Source organism: Nitrosophilus labii, from assembly GCF_014466985.1.
Classification (GTDB): Bacteria; Campylobacterota; Campylobacteria; order Campylobacterales; family Nitratiruptoraceae; genus Nitrosophilus_A; species Nitrosophilus_A labii.
Map to the genome: position 1 here is coordinate 494703 of NZ_AP022826.1, position 17151 is coordinate 511853.

Here is a 17151-nt window from a genome sequence, read left to right on the forward strand (position 1 = left end):
ATAAGGAAACTGATGTTTATTGAAGATTTTGCAAGAGATGTTTTAGCTGAAGATATAGGCAGAGGCGATCTTTTTGAAAAAATTGCTGAACCGGTATATGCTGAAGCTAAAATTGTTGCAAAAAGTGAAGGTGTTTTGGCTGGAGTAATATACGCTCAAGCAATTTTGAAATATCTAGATTTGGAATCTGAATGGTTTAAAAAAGATGGAGATGAGTTTGAGAAAGGTGATATCATAGCTAAAATAAAAGGTAAATCTGTTTCTCTTTTAAAATGTGAAAGAGCTGTTTTAAACACTATTTTACACGCAAGCTCTATAGCTACCAATACAAAAAAATATGTAAACAGACTCAAAGATAGTGGCATTAAAATACTTGATACCAGAAAGACTAGGCCGCTTTTGAGGGAGTTTGAAAAGTATGCGGTACTTTGCGGAGGGGGGATTAACCACAGATTGGGTCTTGATGACTGTTTGATGCTAAAAGATACTCATCTTAAAACCGTAAAAGATCTTAAAAGTTTCGTTAAAAAGGCGAGAGAAAAGATTCCTTTTACATCTAAGATAGAGATTGAGTGTGAAGATTTTGATATGGCAAGAAGTGCTATGGAAGCTGGAGCCGATATAGTGATGTGTGACAATATGGATATTGAGGAGATAAAAAGAGTAACGACTTTTAGAGATGAAAATTATCCGCATGTTTTGATAGAAGCTAGTGGAAACGTAACTTTGGAAAATATAGATAGATTTATAGGAAGTGGTGTTGATGCTATAAGTTCAGGAAGTCTGGTTCATCAAGCAAAATGGCCAGATATTTCTATGAAGATTGAGAGTGCCAATGTATAAAGAAGCATATGAGGTTATTAAAAACTCAAAAAGTATAGTTTTGATCTCTCATATTAATCCTGACGGTGATGCTCTTGGTAGTTCATTGGCTCTACTGCCTGTTTTGAAAAAGATGAACAAAAAGGTAAGAGTGGTTAACGTAACTAAAAACTTACCTTCAAATCTGGATTTTTTGCCCGGTTTTAAAGAGGTAAAAAGAGAACTTCCTAAAAATTATGATTTGATTATCTCTTTTGATTGTGGAAGTTTTGATAGGTTGGGTATTGAGACAAAAGAGGCAAAACTGATCAATTTTGATCATCATATCTCCAATACAAGATATGGGGATATAAATCTCATTGAACCAGATTTCTCATCTACTGGAGAAGTGGTTTATAAGTTTTTAAAGGAAAACGGTATTGAGATCCCAAAAGAGAGTGCTTTATGCATCTATACCGCTGTGGTTAGCGATACCGGTTTTTTTCAGTATGAGAGTGTCAATGAAAGAGTCTTTTTAATGGCTTCTGAACTTGTGAAATTGGGTGTTGAACCTGATTTCGTTGCAAAGATGTTAAACGAGAGAGAACCTTTAAGCAAGATAAGATTAATAGCCAAAATTTTAGATACTTTAACTCTCTATCTTGATGCTAAAGTTGCTGTTGTAAAACTGACTCAAAAAATGTTAAAAGAGACTGGAGCCAATATCAGTCATGCGGAAAATGCTTCAAATATGGCTAGAAGTTTGGCTACTGTTGAAGTAGGGGTTCTTTTGAGAGAGGAAGAGGATGGTCGCATTAAAGTTTCTTTGAGATCAAAAAACTATGTGGATGTGAGTAAAATTGCTAAAATGTTTGATGGAGGAGGCCATAAAAGGGCGGCAGGATTTACCAGCCGATACAGTGAGTTTGAATCTGTTTTGAAAGAACTTTTAGAAGTGTTGAAAAAGGAGTTGTAGTTGAGAAGAAGAGAAAAAGGAAAATTCAAGATACTTTTTGTCCTGATTATTTTGATTGTAGCAGCATTAGGCGTATATATATACACTTCTAAAGATTTTGAGAGAGAAAAACCTGAAATTTTGATAGAGAATAAGATATATTGGAATATGAAAAAACCTATTGAAGTAACTATAAAAGACAATCTGGGAATAAAATCTTACAAGATAACCATAAATGACGGTAAAAATGAACAAGTTTTATTTGATGAAAAATTAGATGTTCCTGTAAAAATTTTAACTATACCTATTGAGGCTCCTAAAGTAGGAATGCTATTTGAATCTAATAAAGCGATTATCGATATAGAAGTAAAAGATGCGAGCAAATGGAACTATCTAATGGGGAATGAAGCTGGGAAAAAAGTTTATGTAGTTATAGATAGAAAAAAACCGAATCAGTTTATAGTAGCAAACTCTTATAAGATTAGAAGAGGAGGTAGCGCTGCAGTTATCTTTAAATCAACCGATGAAAACCTAAAAGATGTATATATAAAGACAAATTTTGGTAAAAAATTTATTCCGCAACCTTTTTATAAAGATGGATATTATATCTCTTTGGTTGCTTGGCCCGTTAATCAGAAAAATTTTAGAGCTTATGTCATAGCAGAAGACAAAGCCGGCAATGTTACCAAAACATATATCAGATATTTTTTGCAGGATAAGAAATATAAAAAGAGCAAGATTAGACTGAAAAAGAGTTTTTTAGAGGGAAAAGTTGCAGATCTTGCCAATGAATATATAGAAACGGCAAAAATGAGCGATATTGAAAAATTTAAATTTGTCAATGAAATGCTTAGAAAGAAAAACGAAGATTTGATACACGAAATTACTTCAAAAGTGCCGCAGGAGATGATCGAGAATTTTTCTCTAAAGTCTTTTTATCCGTTAAAAAACGCAGCGGCAGTTGCAAGTTTTGGAGATCATAGATACTATTATTATAAAGGAAAGCTTATCAGCGAATCGTATCATTTAGGTCTTGATCTTGCAAGTGTGAAAAGAGCCCCCATAATTGCTAGTAACGACGGGAAAGTTATATATGCGGATTATAATGGGATATACGGAAATATGCCTATTATCTATCACGGGTTAGGACTATATACATTGTATGCACACTGTTCTGCACTCAAAGTTAGAAAAGGTGATGATGTAGTAAAAAAAGATGTAATTGCCAAAACGGGTGCTACGGGATTGGTTTTAGGAGATCATCTCCATTTTGGCGTGCTTGTTCAAGGAGTAGAGGTTCTTCCTAGCGAATGGATGGATAAAAGATGGATTAAACTCAATGTTACAGATATCATTAAAGATGCTAAGAAGATGATAGATATGGAAGAGCGATAAATGAACTTTTGTTAACATTTATAAAGAAATTTTATGGTAAAATGAGCAAAATATAGTTAAGGTAAATGATGAAACAGACAACTATAGCTAAAAAAGTGGAGCTTACCGGTATAGGTTTACATAAAGGGAAACCTGTTAAAATGATTTTAGAGCCTTTAGAGGCCGATGTAGGTATTGTTTTTTATAGAAGAGATGCAGGTATTAGTATCCCTCTCTCTCCTGATAATGTAGTCAATACAAAACTCGCAACCGTAATAGGTAAAAATGGTTTTACCATATCTACAATAGAGCATTTGATGTCTGCTATATATTCGTACGGAATAGATAATTTAAAAATTAGTATAGATACAGATGAGATACCTGTTATGGATGGGAGCAGCATAAGTTTTTGTATGCTTTTGGAAGAAGCTGGAGTGAAAAAACTCTCTAAAAATAAAAAATATATCAAAATAAAAAAAGATATTGAGGTAAGAGATGGGAAAAAGTTTGCAAGACTTGCTCCCTCTAATGATATAAAATTCAGTTTTGAGATTAATTTTGACCATCCTATTATAGGAAGACAAAAATATGAGTTCGATTTTTCCAAAAAAAATTTCATCTCCCAAATAGCAAGAGCAAGGACTTTTGGTTTTTTGCATGAAGTTCAGTATTTAAGAAGTATAGGACTTGCGCTTGGAGGAAGTTTGGATAATGCTATAGTTTTGGATGATAAAAAGATTTTAAATAGTGAAGGTTTAAGATTTAAAGATGAGTTTGTAAGGCACAAGATTTTGGATGCTATTGGCGATATGTCATTGCTTGGAGCATGGTTTATGGGAAATTATGAATCATTTGCGGGAAGTCATGAACTAAATCATAAATTAACAAAAAAGCTTTTTGAGAGTGAAGAGAATTTTGAAATTTTAGAGATACCGAGTTTCGGTGAAGAGGTAGTGGCTTTTGAGAGAGCCTTTGCGTAAAAAAAAGGTTGAAGTAGTTTTAGTTACTATCTCAACTCCCATAAAAATCGGCATATACGAAAAAAGTAGACTTGTCGATACTATTGAGAGTAACGAAAAAACTAGCGAATATCTTCCTAAAATCTATAAAGAACTATCGCAAAAATATGATATAAAGTGTATTATTTTTGCAAGAGGACCGGGCAGTTTTATGTCTATAAAATTGGTCTATATATTTTTAAAAACCCTTCAGATAACCAAAGATTTGGAGTTAAAAGCGTGCGACGCTTTTATTTTTAGTAGAGGTTTGCCTATAAAAGCGGTTGGAGAGCTATATTTTGTTAAAGAAAATGGTAAAATAACGGTTAAAAAATTGGATAAGAAGGTAAAAACCGAATTTTATCTTCCAAAAAACTTAAAAGATATCGAATTTTCAGAGGAATTAGAGCCTCTATATATATTGCCAGCTGTTTAAAGGAGTCTTTTGTTAATAAGTGTACCAGCAACAAGTGCAAATTTAGGACCCGGTTTTGATACATTAGGGGTAGCGCTAAATTTAAGAAACGAAGTACATATAAAAAAATCTAGATTTTTTAGCATATCTATTAAGGGTGAAGGTTCAAAAAACTTTAAATTAAAGGGAAATAATCTTTTTATTAGAATTTTTAACGAATTTTATAGAAACTTAACTGAATCAAGTGAAAAAGTTAAATTTAGATTTACTTTTTATAACAACATACCTTTATCAAGGGGACTTGGAAGCAGTTCGGCCGTCATTGTGAGTGCTATTGCTGCTGCTTATGAAGCTGCAGGTGTCGCAATATCTAAACAAAAGATTTTAGACATGGCTTTAGCTTATGAACCCCACCCAGACAATATAACTCCGGCAGTAATGGGTGGTTTTAACAGTGCCGTGGTTGAAAACAACAGAGTATATAGTTTAAAAAAAGAGATACCAGATTGTGTTAAAGCTGTAGTTGTTATACCAAATAGAGTAATATCTACGGCTCATTCTAGAACAAAACTTCCAAAATATTACTCTAAAGATGATGCGATTTACAATCTTTCTCATGCTTCACTTTTAGTATCTGCTTTTTTTAGTGAGAGATGGGATATGCTTAAAATTGCCGCAAAGGATAGATTTCATCAAGATATCAGGCTAAAAGCAATGCCAATACTTTTTGAAGTACAAAAAATTGCTATGGAAAGCGGCGCTTTGATGAGTACTCTGTCTGGTAGCGGTTCTACATTTTTCAATATGGTTTTAAAAGAGGATGCAAAAAGAGTTGAAGAGAGTTTGAAAAAGAGTTTTCCAGAATTTATTGTTAGAACTTTAGATTTTGATAATTTGGGGTTAGTTGTTAAATGATTCATTTTAAATTAAAAAACAATATTTTGGTAAATCTTAACTTTTTGGTATAATTAGCCCCAATGAGCAAACCGATAAGAATGTGCATTTGTTGCAGAGGACGTTTTTTACAAAAAGATCTTTTAAGACTTCAATGTGAAAATAGAAAAATCACTAAACATACCGGTATCGGAAGAAGTTTTTATATATGCCAAGGGTGTTTAAGTGAAAAAAAATTAGCTAAAAGTTTATCGAGAGTATGTAAAATTGATCCGAAGACGGCTTTGAATATGTTAAAGGAGATTATAGATAATGGATAAAGTCAGAGTCCATGAGATTGCCAGTGAATTAGGTTTAAAAAGCAAAGAAGTTGTAGAAAAAGCCCAAGAGCTAGGACTTAAAGTAAAAGCAGCATCTAGTAGTGTCTCTTTGGAAGATGCCGAAAAACTTATGGAATATATAATGAGTGGTGTTCTTCCTAAAAAAGAGGAGAAAACAAAAGAGAAAGAGAAACCTAAAAAGATTGAACAAGAGATAAAAAAAGAGGAAAAAAGAGAGATTGAAAAACCTAAAATCTCTGAAAAAGAGACTAAGAAGCCAAAAGAGGAAAAAAGAGAGACTCTCGCTACAGCTTCGGTTAAAAAGAGAAGAGGTCTTGTAATAGTTAAGAAAAAAAGAGCTGCCGAGCCTGTTTCTGAAGCAACAGAGAAACCAAAAGAGATTGAAGAGCCTCAATTAGAGAAAAAAGAGGAAGTAAAAGAGAGCGAACTTCCAAAAAGAAAGACTAAAAAGGTTAAAAAAACTGTTCTTCCTTCAAAAAAAGAGAGTGGCAAAAAGATTGAAATACTATTAGATAGAGATTTAGATAACATTAGTTTGAACTTAGAGGAGGAAGAGGTAGTTTTACCGGATTTTTCCGAAGAGCTTCAAAAAGTAGAAGCTGAAGAGAAAAAGAAAAAAGAGTTAGATGAGAAAAAATTGAAAGTTTCTCGAAAAAGCTTTACTTTAGAGACAAGAAGTTTAAGTAGAGGCAAAAAGAAAAAAAAGAAGAAAAAAATCGAAAAAGAGGTAGGTGAAATAAAAGAAGTGGTTATCCCTGAGAATATAAGAGTTTATGAATTTGCCGATAAGATTGGTAAAAGTGTGGGTGAAGTTATCAAAGTTTTGTTTAATCTAGGTATGATGGTGACAAAGAACGACTTTTTGGATAAAGATACTTTAGAGATCTTAGGTGAAGAGTTTGGGGTTGATATAAAAACTAAAAATGTAGAAAAAGAGATAGACTATGTAAAAGCATACGATGCGATAGAGAATGATTATCTTGAAGAGAGACCTCCGGTTATTACCGTTATGGGACACGTAGATCATGGTAAGACCTCTTTGCTAGATAAAATCAGAAAAACAAAGGTTACAGAAAAAGAAGCAGGAGGGATCACTCAGCATATCGGTGCATATATGGTTCAAAAAAACGGCAAGAAAATAACTTTTATAGATACTCCTGGACACGAAGCTTTTACTGAGATGAGAGCTAGAGGTGCAAGTGTAACAGATATTGCAATTATAGTAGTTGCCGCTGACGATGGAGTAAAACCTCAGACTGTAGAAGCTATTAATCACGCGAAAAGTGCTCAAGTTCCTATGATTGTGGCTATCAACAAGATAGATAAACCAGATGCCAATCCGGATCTTGTTAAATCACAACTTTCTGAGTTAGGGATCACACCGGTAGAATGGGGTGGAGATTATGAGTTTGTAGAAGTTAGCGCAATGACCGGAGAAGGGATTGACGACCTGTTAGAAACAATTCTTCTTCAAGCTGAAGTATTGGAGCTTAAAGCTAATCCAAAAAGAGAAGCTAAAGCAGTAGTTATCGAAAGCTCACTTGAAAAAGGTAAAGGGCCTGTAGCAACAGTTATAGTTAAAAACGGAACATTACATCAAAGCGATCATGTTGTTTGTGGTATAGCTTATGGGAGAGTAAGAACTTTAATAAATGACGAAGGAAAAACTATAAAAGAGATTGGACCTGGTGAACCAGGAGTTGTTGTGGGGCTTGACAAAGTTCCTAACGCCGGTGATGTGATGATAGCAGTCAAAGATGATAAAACTGCTAGAGAATTTGCGGAAAAAAGAGCTGAACTTGAAAGACAAAAAGAACTTTCTAAATCTACTAAGGTTACTTTAGAAGAGCTTAGCCAACTAGTTAAAGAGGGACAGATCAAAAAACTTCCTGTAATCATAAAAGCTGATACTCAAGGGAGCTTGGAGGCGATTAAAGGTAGTCTAGAAAAACTGAAAAATGAAGAAGCTAAAATAGATATCATACATGCAGGCGTAGGTGCAATAGCTGAAAGTGATGTTACATTGGCCGATGCTAGTGACAATGCAATAATACTAGGTTTTAATGTACGACCTACAGGTTCAGTTAAAAACAAGGCAAAACAGCTTGGAGTTCAGATAAAGACCTATTCTATAATCTATGATTTGATAGATGATGTAAAAGCTCTTCTTAGTGGTCTTCTCTCTCCTATAATAAAAGAGGAAGCTCTAGGACAAGCAGAAGTTAGAGAGACGTTTAACGTTCCAAAAGTGGGAACAGTTGCAGGATGTATGGTAACTGACGGAAAAATAGAGAGAAATGCTAAAGCAAGAGTGATAAGAGATGGTGTAGTTATATATGATACGAAAATTGCTTCATTAAAGAGATTTAAAGATGATGTTAAAGAGGTATCAAAAGGTTATGAGTGCGGTATAATGCTAGAAAATTTCAACGATATTAAAGTAGGCGATTATATAGAGGCTTATAAAGAGATTGAAGAGGCGGCGACATTATAAGTGATAATGTAAAGAAATCTTGAAAAGTATGGATAAGAAGTCAACTTTTCACTTCTTACTTTTTTAATAGTCACTTAATCACTAACTTTAAAGGAAGCCAATGACTCCGAGTGAGATAAAAAGAGCAAGAGCCGCATCTTTATTGAGAGAGCTTATCTTTGAAGCTCTAGGTAATTTAAATGATGAGATATTAAGAGGGATAACGATAACTGAAGTTATAGTTAAAAAAGGGATGTATGACGCTGATATATATATAGACCCTTCAATATATACTGAAGAGGAGAGAAAAGAGATATTAAAAAAACTAAAAAAAGCGGCTTCTTTGCTTCAGAGTTTTTGTTTAGAATCTAGTGGATGGTTTAAATGTCCTAAATTTCATTTTAAGTTTGACGAAAATATCGAAAAATCAAAAAGAATCGAAGAACTTTTTGACAAGATAAAGGAAGATAAGTGAGTCTTGAGAGTGAGATCAAAAAAATAGTCGAGAGTTGTGGAGCCAAATTATACGATATAGAGACTGTTACGGAAAGAGGTAGAACCATATTTCGTGTGACTATAAAGTCTGATGAAGGTGTAGATCTTGATCTTTGTGCCGATATTAGCAATATGATCTCTCCTCTTTTGGATGTTAATCCTCCAGTTAAAGGAGATTATAATCTTGAAGTAAGCTCACCGGGAATAGAGAGAAAACTCAAAAAGCCTTCTCACTTTGAAAATTCTGTGGGCGAGCTTGTTCATATAGTTTTTGATGATGGAACACAGTTAAAAGGTAAACTTAAAGAGGTTAAATGGCCCGAACTGGTTATAGAAACGGATCGTGGCGAAGAGAAAGCTGATATGAACGAGATCGCTTCTGCAAAGACATACTTTGAATGGTAGATTTCGATAGATTTTGTATGAGCCTAGCTATAGATGAGGCTTGGAAATATCAAGGTTTGACGTATCCAAATCCGGCGGTTGGTGCCGTTGTAACTAAAAATGGAAAAATATTGTCTATTGAGGCTCATAAAGAAGCCGGAGAGCCTCATGCTGAAGTTTTAGCCATCAAAGAAGCCTATCATAGATTAAGTGGTGATAACGAAATTTTAAAACTAAGCGATTCTGCGGAAATCCATACTTATCTTCAACAAAATGCTAAAAAATTTTTTTATGACGCTACTATATACATAACTTTAGAGCCATGCAACCATTATGGAAAAACTCCTCCCTGTTCAACTCTCATAAAAAATCTAAAATTTAAAAGAGTAGTTATAAGCGTAAAAGACCCAAACATAGAGGCGTCAGGTGGAGTTGATAATCTGAAAAAATCTGGAATGTTAGTTGAAGAGGGTTTAATGGCAAAAGAGGGTGAAAAGTTGATAGAACCCTTTAAAAAATGGAGAGGCGATGGATTTGTTTTTTTTAAACTGGCTCAAACATTAAACGGTATAATAGCTCCAGGTATTATTAGTTCTAAAAAATCAAGAGAGTACGTTCATAAAATAAGAGATAAAATAGAGCTATTGGTTATAGGAGGAAATACGATCAGAACTGACAGACCGACGCTAGATAGCAGATTGGTACAAGGTAGAGCACCAGATGTTTTGATTTATAGCAAAAAAAAGGACTTTGATAAAGATATTCCCATTTTTAGCGTAAAAAATAGAAAAGTATATATAGAGAGTAGTTTTGAGAGGCTTAAAGAGTATCGATATATAATGATAGAAGGTGGAGAGGGTATGTTAAAAGCTACCTCTAAAATAGTAAACTGGTATCTTTTTTTTATAGCACCAAAATTCAAAGAGGGTCTAGGATACTCTTTAAATAGAGAATTAAAAATATTGAATAAAAGAAATATAGGTAAAGATTTAGTGATATGGAGCGAAAATGAATAATAAACAAAAGAAGATTGTATCTATGTTTGATGATATTGCCAAGACATATGATTTGGCAAATAGAGTTTTGAGTTTTGGAAGTGATGTTGTATGGAGAAAAAAAGCATGCGATAAAGCTTATGAGTTTTATGGAAAAAAAAATATTGACAGAATTGCAGATGTAGCTTGTGGTACGGGAGATATGTTGGGCTTTTGGCAAAAACGGGCTGAAAAGAAAGATATTTTTGTAAAAGAGTATCTAGGTATAGATCCTTCTTCAGGTATGCTAAAAGTTGCAAAAGAGAAGTTTCCAACATTTAGTTATATAGAGGCATTTGCTCAGGATTTACCCTTAGAAGATAATTCGAGCGATTTTATAAGTATTAGTTACGGCATAAGAAATGTTGTAGATAGAGTAGAGGCGATAAAAGAGTTTCACAGAGTACTTAAGCCGGGAGGGATGCTGATAATATTAGAGTTTACCAAAAGAGAAAAGATCTCTTTTGTAGATAATGTTGTTGAATTTTATATGAAAAAAATATTGCCGACTGTTGGCGGCATAGTTTCTGGAAATAAAGAGGCGTATGAGTATCTTCCAAACTCTATCGATAACTTTCTAACTACCGAAAAACTTATACAAGAACTTGAAGAGAATGATTTTGAGATAATGTACAACAGATCTTTTTCGATGGGAATTTCTACACTATTCATAGCTAAAAAAATATGATACATTCTTAAAAAAACAAATTAATATCTTTTTTTGATAAAATATCGCTTTTTTAGCTATTTATAGGGGTGGTATCTAAAAAAAATACTTTTTAAAAAAATCAGATATATAAACTTATATTAAATTACCGATAATAAAAAATAATTATTCTATAGTCAAATTTGATATATTTCTTTTATTAAAAATGAAAATCTTACGGATGTATTTGTGATATTGCTGTGATGAAAGGCTCATAAATAGGCTACTTTTAATCTACTTTTTTGCAATATTTTAAAATTTTTTGTTTAAAATCCAAAATATGATGAAAATTTCTTTATAAAATCATAAGAAATACTTATCTATCTTATAAAATAAAAATATAAATTAAATCATGGCGTTAAATTTAAATTTATTTTAATAAAACTTATTCTACAATTTCTATCAATTTTGATTTATTAATATAATTATTAAAAATTATAAATATGTGACAAAGGATAGGATAATGATTGGAGAAAATAGGGAAATTAAACCTCAATCAATAAATTATGAAGGGGAAAAAAAGATGGAAAAAAACGATTTTGGACAAAATGGAAAACCTAGCTTCAAAATAGTCGTCGTTTTAGGAGCTATATTTACAGTAGTAGGTTTAGTAATCGCTTATATAACTACAATTGCCGTAAAAGAGACATCGGGAGTGAATTTTTGTAGTTCATGTCACTCAATGCAACCTATGGCAAATGCGTATTTAAATAGTGTGCACGGAGGTTTTGGTAAAAGCGGTTTTGTAGCTAAATGTGCCGATTGTCATTTGCCTCACGATTCGCTTCATGGATATTTGATCCAAAAAGTTAGAACGGGAATTCACGACGTGGTGACGGAAGTAACTAAAGATACCTATAATATTGATTGGAAAGAAAAAAGGGAAGAGAGAAGACATTTTACATATGATAGTAGCTGTTTGCATTGCCATGAAAATTTACTTAGGGCCACAAAACCAAATAAAAAAGCATTCTTAGCTCATAAAGCATATTTTAGCGGTAAACTAAAAGTTGAGGTTGACCATAAAAAGGTACCAGCGATGTGTGTAGATTGTCATAAATACGTAGGACATTATGAACTTGGCAAAGAGCTGGATAAAATAGGAACGGTTTACGATAAAGATTTTTATGATTATAAAAGAGATGAGCCAAATTACGCAGCAGAAAAAGAGATAGATACAGAATCGGAAAATAGTTCCGTTGCAAAAGAGACGGAGATGGAGAACGACGATGATACTGATGAAGAAAAACATTAATTTTAGAGAGGCTGAAAATGAAAGATAATAAAATAAAAATAAGTTTGATTATTGCCGGTGTTTTAATATTGGCATTAGTAGGTATAGCCGTAAGTGGGGTTAATTTGACAAAATTTGTAAAGATTAATGAGAGTATATTAGAAAATATACTAAGAGGCTCTCATCACATTTTTATGGATCCAAATATAAACGTAGAATATATTAAAAACCATACCGGAAGTACAAAAAAAATTGATGAAACAGAGCTTCCCCAAGCATTTAAACCTGTACAAAAATATCAACATCCACCTTTTATCATGGGGGCATGTCAGGTCTGTCACGCTCCTAAAAGATCAAAACCGGCAGCAATTTTAACTCCAACAGTTCAGGAGTTATGTTTTGAATGTCATATTCCGGTTTCGCAACCAAAAAAGAATATAAACTGTAATAAATGTCACAATCCTCATCATGCATCAAAAGAGCATTTAATAAGAAAAAAGGTTAATGCAAAAGAGTGTCCCGTGGGCAAATTTGAATATTAATTAAAAGTATTATAATCATAAGGTGTGGGAATGAAACTTAAAAATTTGGTTTTTATAACATTTTTTGCGTTACTGTTTGTAATAGGTGGATACTATATTTCTCAAATAGATTTTGGCGAAAAGATTGCTAGAGTTGAAAAAATTACAAAGAGTATATTAGAAGGTGTTATAGAAGGACCAGAGAGATTTTTTCCCACCGAAGCCAATATTACCGAAGAAGAGTTAAGTGAGATAAATATTTCAAAGATTTCCGAAGAGATTGGAGAGAGCGTAAAAGCCAAAGAGAAAGAAAAGATTTTGCTAATTGAGAAAAAGACGGAAGAAGCCTTAAAAATAGAACTGAAAAAATTAAAGGAAGAGAAGAAGCTAAAACATACTAAAGCAAAGGCAAAAGAGGCGAAACTGGTTAAATTAGAAGATTTACCTCAAAAGTTCAAACCTTTAAAAAGAAATCTTCATGAACCTTTTAAGATGGGTGCATGCGAACTTTGTCACGTATCTTCGGGAGTAAAACCAGGCAAGATAATCACAAAAAATATTGAAGAGTTGTGTTATAAGTGCCATAAAGTAAGATATAATAAAAAGATAGATCACAAACCTGTTAAAGAGGGAAGATGTACGGATTGTCACGATCCGCATCAATCAAACTCTAAAAACCTCTTAAAAGGGAAAAATGTTAACGATCTCTGTTTAAAATGCCATAGTGTTGGCAATAAGAAAAAGATTAAAAAAGTCGTAAATATGAAAGCCTCCTATAAGCACAAACCGGCTGAGAAAAATTGTGTAGAGTGTCATGAAGCACATACTTCTGATTTCAAAAAACTTTTAAAAGATGATGGTAAGATCAATCTATGTCTAGATTGCCACTCAAAACTAGAAAATCATGTTGATATGAAAAAGTGGATTAATGAAGTAAAATATAAACACGGAGCTATTTCAGATAGTAAAAACAGATGTTTAGAATGTCACGATCCGCATGCGACAAACCATAAAGGAATACTTAAAAAACAACAAGTTAAAATGTGTTTAAGTTGTCATAACAAAAGCTTAAAGTCTGATGAAGATGGCGGAATGTTGATGAATATGGAGAAACATTTAAAAGACAATCCTATATGGCATAAACCTATAAAAGATGTAGTTAAAGAGGGTGGATGTGCGGCTTGTCACAATCCGCACGGTTCAAACCATTTTAGCATTCTTAGAAGAACTTATACTACTGAGTTTTATGACGATTTTAAAACAAAAAAAGATTTTATATGTTTTAAATGTCATAAAATTGAAAAGTTTAGTGAGAAATATTCCGATAAAACCGGTTTTAGAGACGGTAAAGTAAATTTACACTATCTACATGTTAACAATAAAAAAGGTAGGTCTTGTAGAGTATGTCATGATGAACATGCTTCAAAATATCCTCGCCTAATAAGAAGATATACCGAGTTTGGTGGTATAAAATTTCCAATGAGGTATATTAAAACGGATAACGGCGGTTCATGTCAGCCTGCCTGTCATAAAAAATATGAGTACGATAGGGTAAATCAAAAAAACAAATTTAGCCCGGAAGTATTTAAAAAATAGGATAAATGAATGAATAAAAAGGGGAGTTACAAAGTTTTTTTACTAATCTTTTCTATATTATTTTTAATCTCTTCTCTTTTTAGTGAAGAGATAAAAAAAGATGATTCTTCCTTTGTGGCTTCCCTTGTTAAAAAAGTTTCAAATAAATATTTTTCAGTTATTGTGCCATTTAAAAATAACGTATTTGAGGAACAATTTGTTACGGTTACGGTAAAAGTTTTTGATAAAAGTATCGATAAAATTGTTTTGAGAACTAGTTACAATATAAAATACGAAATAGAGGTGAAAGAAGATAAAGATACCTATTGTAAGACTCTTATGTTTTTTATTGGGGAAAATTTTGTAAAGGTTTACGCTTATAAAAACGGTAAAAAAGTAGAAAAAGAAACGATTAAGTTTTTTAATAAAGCTTTTTTGTCAAAATACTATAAAATTGTACCTAATGGTTATAAAAAAGAGTTTTTTCACAACAATTTATACGAACAGGCTTGTAGTGAATGTCACGATATGAGTGTGAACGAAGAGTCCGGTATAGCGTTTGAAAATGTGGAGAAATCGAACTGTTACAATTGTCATAAAAATCTTTTATCTAGAAAATATGCGCATGCTCCTACCGTAAATTTTGTTTGTCTTCCTTGTCACAACGGAGAAACAGGCACAAAAAATAGAGCTTTGAAAGATAAATCAAAATTTATTTATCCTGATCCTATAGGTCCCTTATGTCTTAAATGCCATACAAAAAAGAGAAAATTATGGAGTATGAAGATGGTTAAACACGATCCGGTAGGAGCGGGAAAATGTAACAAATGTCACAATCCTCACTCTTCGGGTATAAGCAAATATTTTTTGAGAAAAAGTGTCTGGAGGTTGTGTACAACTTGTCATACGGATAAAACTTCAAAGAGAGCCTATTTGTCGCTTTTTAAAAAGAAAAAAGACATGGGTGAAATAATAGATAAAAAGTTTTTAAAAGGCTCGTTTGATTGTGTCGATTGTCATAATCCTCATGCTTCAAATAGAAGATTTTTACTACTGGAAAAAATTGATAACATAAAAGATGTTTGTATATCACTTACAGAAAGTGGAGGAAGATGGTAAAAAAAATATTTTATTGTTTTATCTGTTTATTTACTTTTCTTTTTGCCAATGAATTAGATAGCAAATCTACAACTTCGTCTAATAGCTCATATATTATATGGCCGAAAAGCAATAGTATATATGAATCAAATTATTTGTCTTTGATAGTTAAAAAGGTAGACAAAGTCGATAAGATTATAGTTTTATTAAATGACGAAGTGGTGGTTGATAAAAAAATAACACCTCAATCAGTTAAACATGAAGATATTCTATATTTTAATATTAAACTTTATGATTTAGGAATCAATAAAATATCTATAAAAGGTTTTTATAAAGATAAAAAAGTTTTAGAAGATAGTTTAGAGGTATTTTTTAGGAGTATTTTGGGAAAAAAATATAGATATCCATCTTCAAAATATAAAAGGGTCTTTTTTCACAATCAAGAAAATGAAAAATTATGCTCCGAATGTCACGATATGAGTGTAAATGAAATTAAGGGTGTTGTTTTTCACAATAGTGAAGACTCAAACTGTTATGAGTGCCATAAATATATGATGTCAGAAAAATATATGCATGCGCCTGCGGCTAATTGGCTATGTGCGACAAGTTGTCATAGTGGAAAAGCGGGAGAATTTAATAAAAAATATAAAGATAAATCAAAATTTTTATATGAAGATCCTATAGCACCTATTTGTTTGAATTGTCATGAAAAATTTAAGAAAAGATTTTACAAAGAAAAATATAGACACGAACCCGTAGATGATGGACGTTGTAATAAATGTCATAATCCGCACGGAAATAATGATAAAAAATTTTTAAGATATGATGTTTGGTCTCTTTGCACTACCTGTCATACTGATAAAAAAACACAACCTCACGTTGTAATGACTTTTTCTAAAAAAGCTCATCCTACTAGAGGAAAAAAAGATCCTACCGATCCTACTAAAGAACTTTCCTGTATAAGTTGTCATAATCCACATGTATCTAACAACGGCTTTATGCTAAAAGGTTATAGGGGAAAAGGAATGATGTTATGGTGCGCCAAATGTCACAAAAAGTAAGGAGTATAAAATGGAGAAAATATCGTTTTTAAAAGTATTTGTGTTTTCAATATTAACATTAACTATTCTTTTTGCTTCAGATAATAAAAGTGAATTTATTCAAAGAGCATATAATTCTGTTATTAAGCTAGCCGAAAAAGGGGATCCTAATGCCCTTTTTTCTTTAGGTGAAATGTATTTTTTAGGAATGGGAGTAACAAAAGATTATAATAAAGCTGTAGATTATTTTGAAAAAGCCTCAAAAAACGGACATATAAAAGCAATGTTTAATCTCGGATATATGTATCATAATGGAATAGGGGTAAAAAAGGATTACAAAAAAGCACTAAAATGGTTCAAAGAAGCGGCGAAAAATGGAGATCCTAAATCTATGTTATATTTAGGAACGATGTATTATAAAGGTGAAGGCGTTTCTACTGATTATGGAAAGGCTCTTTATTGGTTTACTAAAGCTTCCGATTCAGGCTATCCTCAAGCTCATTTTATATTAGGTAAGATGTTTTATAGTGGAAAAGGGGTAAAACAGGATTTCTCTATCGCTGCTGAACTTTTTGAAAAAGCCGCTTTACACGGGCACGCTGAAGCACAGTACTATTTAGGAAAGATGTATTTAACCGGAGAGGGAGTAAAAAAGGAACTAGAACTAGCAAAATATTGGATGCAGTACTCTTATATGAATGGCTATAGACCAGCAAAAAAAGTTTTAGATACTTACGGTTGGAAAGTTATCATAAGAAAAGAGACTTTGCCCGGTCTAGATGAAAATGAATAATTGTTTAGAGAAAGTCATTA

The 17151-nt window shown here is 32.4% G+C and carries 18 protein-coding genes; all 18 read left to right on the forward strand.

Going from position 1 to position 17151, the window contains the following annotated elements; genetic code table 11:
- Window positions 1–12 precede the first annotated feature (12 nt).
- The 18 genes from nadC to NIL_RS02630 all read left to right on the forward strand — a co-directional run bounded on the left by nadC (window position 13) and on the right by NIL_RS02630 (window position 17131).
- Entirely contained in the window at window positions 13–843 is an 831-nt protein-coding gene (nadC, locus tag NIL_RS02545; RefSeq protein ID WP_187648066.1) for a carboxylating nicotinate-nucleotide diphosphorylase, read from the forward strand.
- A complete protein-coding gene (locus NIL_RS02550; RefSeq protein WP_187648067.1) occupies window positions 836–1777 on the forward strand; it encodes a DHH family phosphoesterase in 942 nt (313 codons plus the stop codon). Before nadC ends, NIL_RS02550 begins: the two co-directional genes overlap by 8 nt.
- A complete protein-coding gene (pgp6, locus tag NIL_RS02555; protein ID WP_187648068.1) occupies window positions 1778–3151 on the forward strand; it encodes a peptidoglycan metallopeptidase Pgp6 in 1374 nt (457 codons plus the stop codon).
- 68 nt (window positions 3152–3219) lie between these two features.
- Window positions 3220–4110 (forward strand): UDP-3-O-acyl-N-acetylglucosamine deacetylase, encoded by an 891-nt coding sequence (gene lpxC, locus NIL_RS02560; protein WP_187648069.1) that lies wholly within the window; start codon window positions 3220–3222, stop codon window positions 4108–4110.
- Window positions 4103–4564, forward strand: a complete 462-nt coding sequence (locus NIL_RS02565; protein ID WP_187648070.1) for a hypothetical protein — start codon at window positions 4103–4105, stop codon at window positions 4562–4564. The genes lpxC and NIL_RS02565 overlap by 8 nt, the downstream gene beginning before the upstream one ends.
- Before the next feature lie 9 nt (window positions 4565–4573).
- The gene (gene thrB / locus NIL_RS02570) at window positions 4574–5458 is read left to right on the forward strand and encodes a homoserine kinase (protein WP_187648071.1); all 885 of its coding nucleotides are present in this window, start codon (window positions 4574–4576) and stop codon (window positions 5456–5458) included.
- A gap of 80 nt (window positions 5459–5538) precedes the next feature.
- The gene (locus NIL_RS02575) at window positions 5539–5757 is read left to right on the forward strand and encodes a DUF448 domain-containing protein (protein ID WP_246434473.1); all 219 of its coding nucleotides are present in this window, start codon (window positions 5539–5541) and stop codon (window positions 5755–5757) included.
- Window positions 5750–8272, forward strand: a complete 2523-nt coding sequence (gene infB / locus NIL_RS02580; RefSeq protein ID WP_187648073.1) for a translation initiation factor IF-2 — start codon at window positions 5750–5752, stop codon at window positions 8270–8272. Before NIL_RS02575 ends, infB begins: the two co-directional genes overlap by 8 nt.
- A gap of 100 nt (window positions 8273–8372) precedes the next feature.
- Entirely contained in the window at window positions 8373–8726 is a 354-nt protein-coding gene (rbfA, locus tag NIL_RS02585; protein WP_187648074.1) for a 30S ribosome-binding factor RbfA, read from the forward strand.
- Window positions 8723–9151: a ribosome maturation factor RimP gene (gene rimP, locus NIL_RS02590; RefSeq protein WP_187648075.1), complete on the forward strand. Its 429-nt coding sequence runs from the start codon at window positions 8723–8725 to the stop codon at window positions 9149–9151. Before rbfA ends, rimP begins: the two co-directional genes overlap by 4 nt.
- Entirely contained in the window at window positions 9145–10146 is a 1002-nt protein-coding gene (gene ribD, locus NIL_RS02595) for a bifunctional diaminohydroxyphosphoribosylaminopyrimidine deaminase/5-amino-6-(5-phosphoribosylamino)uracil reductase RibD (RefSeq protein WP_187648076.1), read from the forward strand. The genes rimP and ribD overlap by 7 nt, the downstream gene beginning before the upstream one ends.
- Entirely contained in the window at window positions 10139–10852 is a 714-nt protein-coding gene (gene ubiE, locus NIL_RS02600) for a bifunctional demethylmenaquinone methyltransferase/2-methoxy-6-polyprenyl-1,4-benzoquinol methylase UbiE (protein WP_187648077.1), read from the forward strand. The genes ribD and ubiE overlap by 8 nt, the downstream gene beginning before the upstream one ends.
- A gap of 481 nt (window positions 10853–11333) precedes the next feature.
- Window positions 11334–12125 carry a cytochrome c3 family protein gene (locus NIL_RS02605; protein WP_187648078.1) on the forward strand — a complete coding sequence of 264 codons (792 nt, stop codon included), beginning with the start codon at window positions 11334–11336 and terminating at the stop codon, window positions 12123–12125.
- Window positions 12126–12142: 17 nt separating this feature from the next.
- Window positions 12143–12646 (forward strand): cytochrome c3 family protein, encoded by a 504-nt coding sequence (locus NIL_RS02610; protein ID WP_187648079.1) that lies wholly within the window; start codon window positions 12143–12145, stop codon window positions 12644–12646.
- Between the two features lie 30 nt (window positions 12647–12676).
- Window positions 12677–14221, forward strand: a complete 1545-nt coding sequence (locus NIL_RS02615) for a cytochrome c3 family protein (protein ID WP_187648080.1) — start codon at window positions 12677–12679, stop codon at window positions 14219–14221.
- A gap of 9 nt (window positions 14222–14230) precedes the next feature.
- Window positions 14231–15319, forward strand: a complete 1089-nt coding sequence (locus tag NIL_RS02620) for a cytochrome c3 family protein (RefSeq protein ID WP_187648563.1) — start codon at window positions 14231–14233, stop codon at window positions 15317–15319.
- Entirely contained in the window at window positions 15313–16359 is a 1047-nt protein-coding gene (locus tag NIL_RS02625; RefSeq protein WP_187648081.1) for a cytochrome c3 family protein, read from the forward strand. The genes NIL_RS02620 and NIL_RS02625 overlap by 7 nt, the downstream gene beginning before the upstream one ends.
- Before the next feature lie 10 nt (window positions 16360–16369).
- Entirely contained in the window at window positions 16370–17131 is a 762-nt protein-coding gene (locus tag NIL_RS02630; RefSeq protein WP_187648082.1) for a tetratricopeptide repeat protein, read from the forward strand.
- The last annotated feature ends 20 nt before the right edge of the window (window positions 17132–17151 follow it).

Excerpts from the sequence above, each read along its gene's own strand:
- nadC (WP_187648066.1), top strand. The coding sequence starts at position 13 with ATGTTTATTGAAGATTTTGCAAGAGATGTTTTAGCTGAAGATATAGGC.
- NIL_RS02550 (WP_187648067.1), top strand. The coding sequence starts at position 836 with ATGTATAAAGAAGCATATGAGGTTATTAAAAACTCAAAAAGTATAGTT.
- lpxC (WP_187648069.1), top strand. The coding sequence starts at position 3,220 with ATGAAACAGACAACTATAGCTAAAAAAGTGGAGCTTACCGGTATAGGT.
- NIL_RS02575 (WP_246434473.1), top strand. The coding sequence starts at position 5,539 with ATGTGCATTTGTTGCAGAGGACGTTTTTTACAAAAAGATCTTTTAAGA.
- infB (WP_187648073.1), top strand. The coding sequence starts at position 5,750 with ATGGATAAAGTCAGAGTCCATGAGATTGCCAGTGAATTAGGTTTAAAA.
- rbfA (WP_187648074.1), top strand. The coding sequence starts at position 8,373 with ATGACTCCGAGTGAGATAAAAAGAGCAAGAGCCGCATCTTTATTGAGA.
- ribD (WP_187648076.1), top strand. The coding sequence starts at position 9,145 with ATGGTAGATTTCGATAGATTTTGTATGAGCCTAGCTATAGATGAGGCT.
- ubiE (WP_187648077.1), top strand. The coding sequence starts at position 10,139 with ATGAATAATAAACAAAAGAAGATTGTATCTATGTTTGATGATATTGCC.
- NIL_RS02605 (WP_187648078.1), top strand. The coding sequence starts at position 11,334 with ATGATTGGAGAAAATAGGGAAATTAAACCTCAATCAATAAATTATGAA.
- NIL_RS02610 (WP_187648079.1), top strand. The coding sequence starts at position 12,143 with ATGAAAGATAATAAAATAAAAATAAGTTTGATTATTGCCGGTGTTTTA.
- NIL_RS02615 (WP_187648080.1), top strand. The coding sequence starts at position 12,677 with ATGAAACTTAAAAATTTGGTTTTTATAACATTTTTTGCGTTACTGTTT.
- NIL_RS02620 (WP_187648563.1), top strand. The coding sequence starts at position 14,231 with ATGAATAAAAAGGGGAGTTACAAAGTTTTTTTACTAATCTTTTCTATA.
- NIL_RS02625 (WP_187648081.1), top strand. The coding sequence starts at position 15,313 with ATGGTAAAAAAAATATTTTATTGTTTTATCTGTTTATTTACTTTTCTT.
- NIL_RS02630 (WP_187648082.1), top strand. The coding sequence starts at position 16,370 with ATGGAGAAAATATCGTTTTTAAAAGTATTTGTGTTTTCAATATTAACA.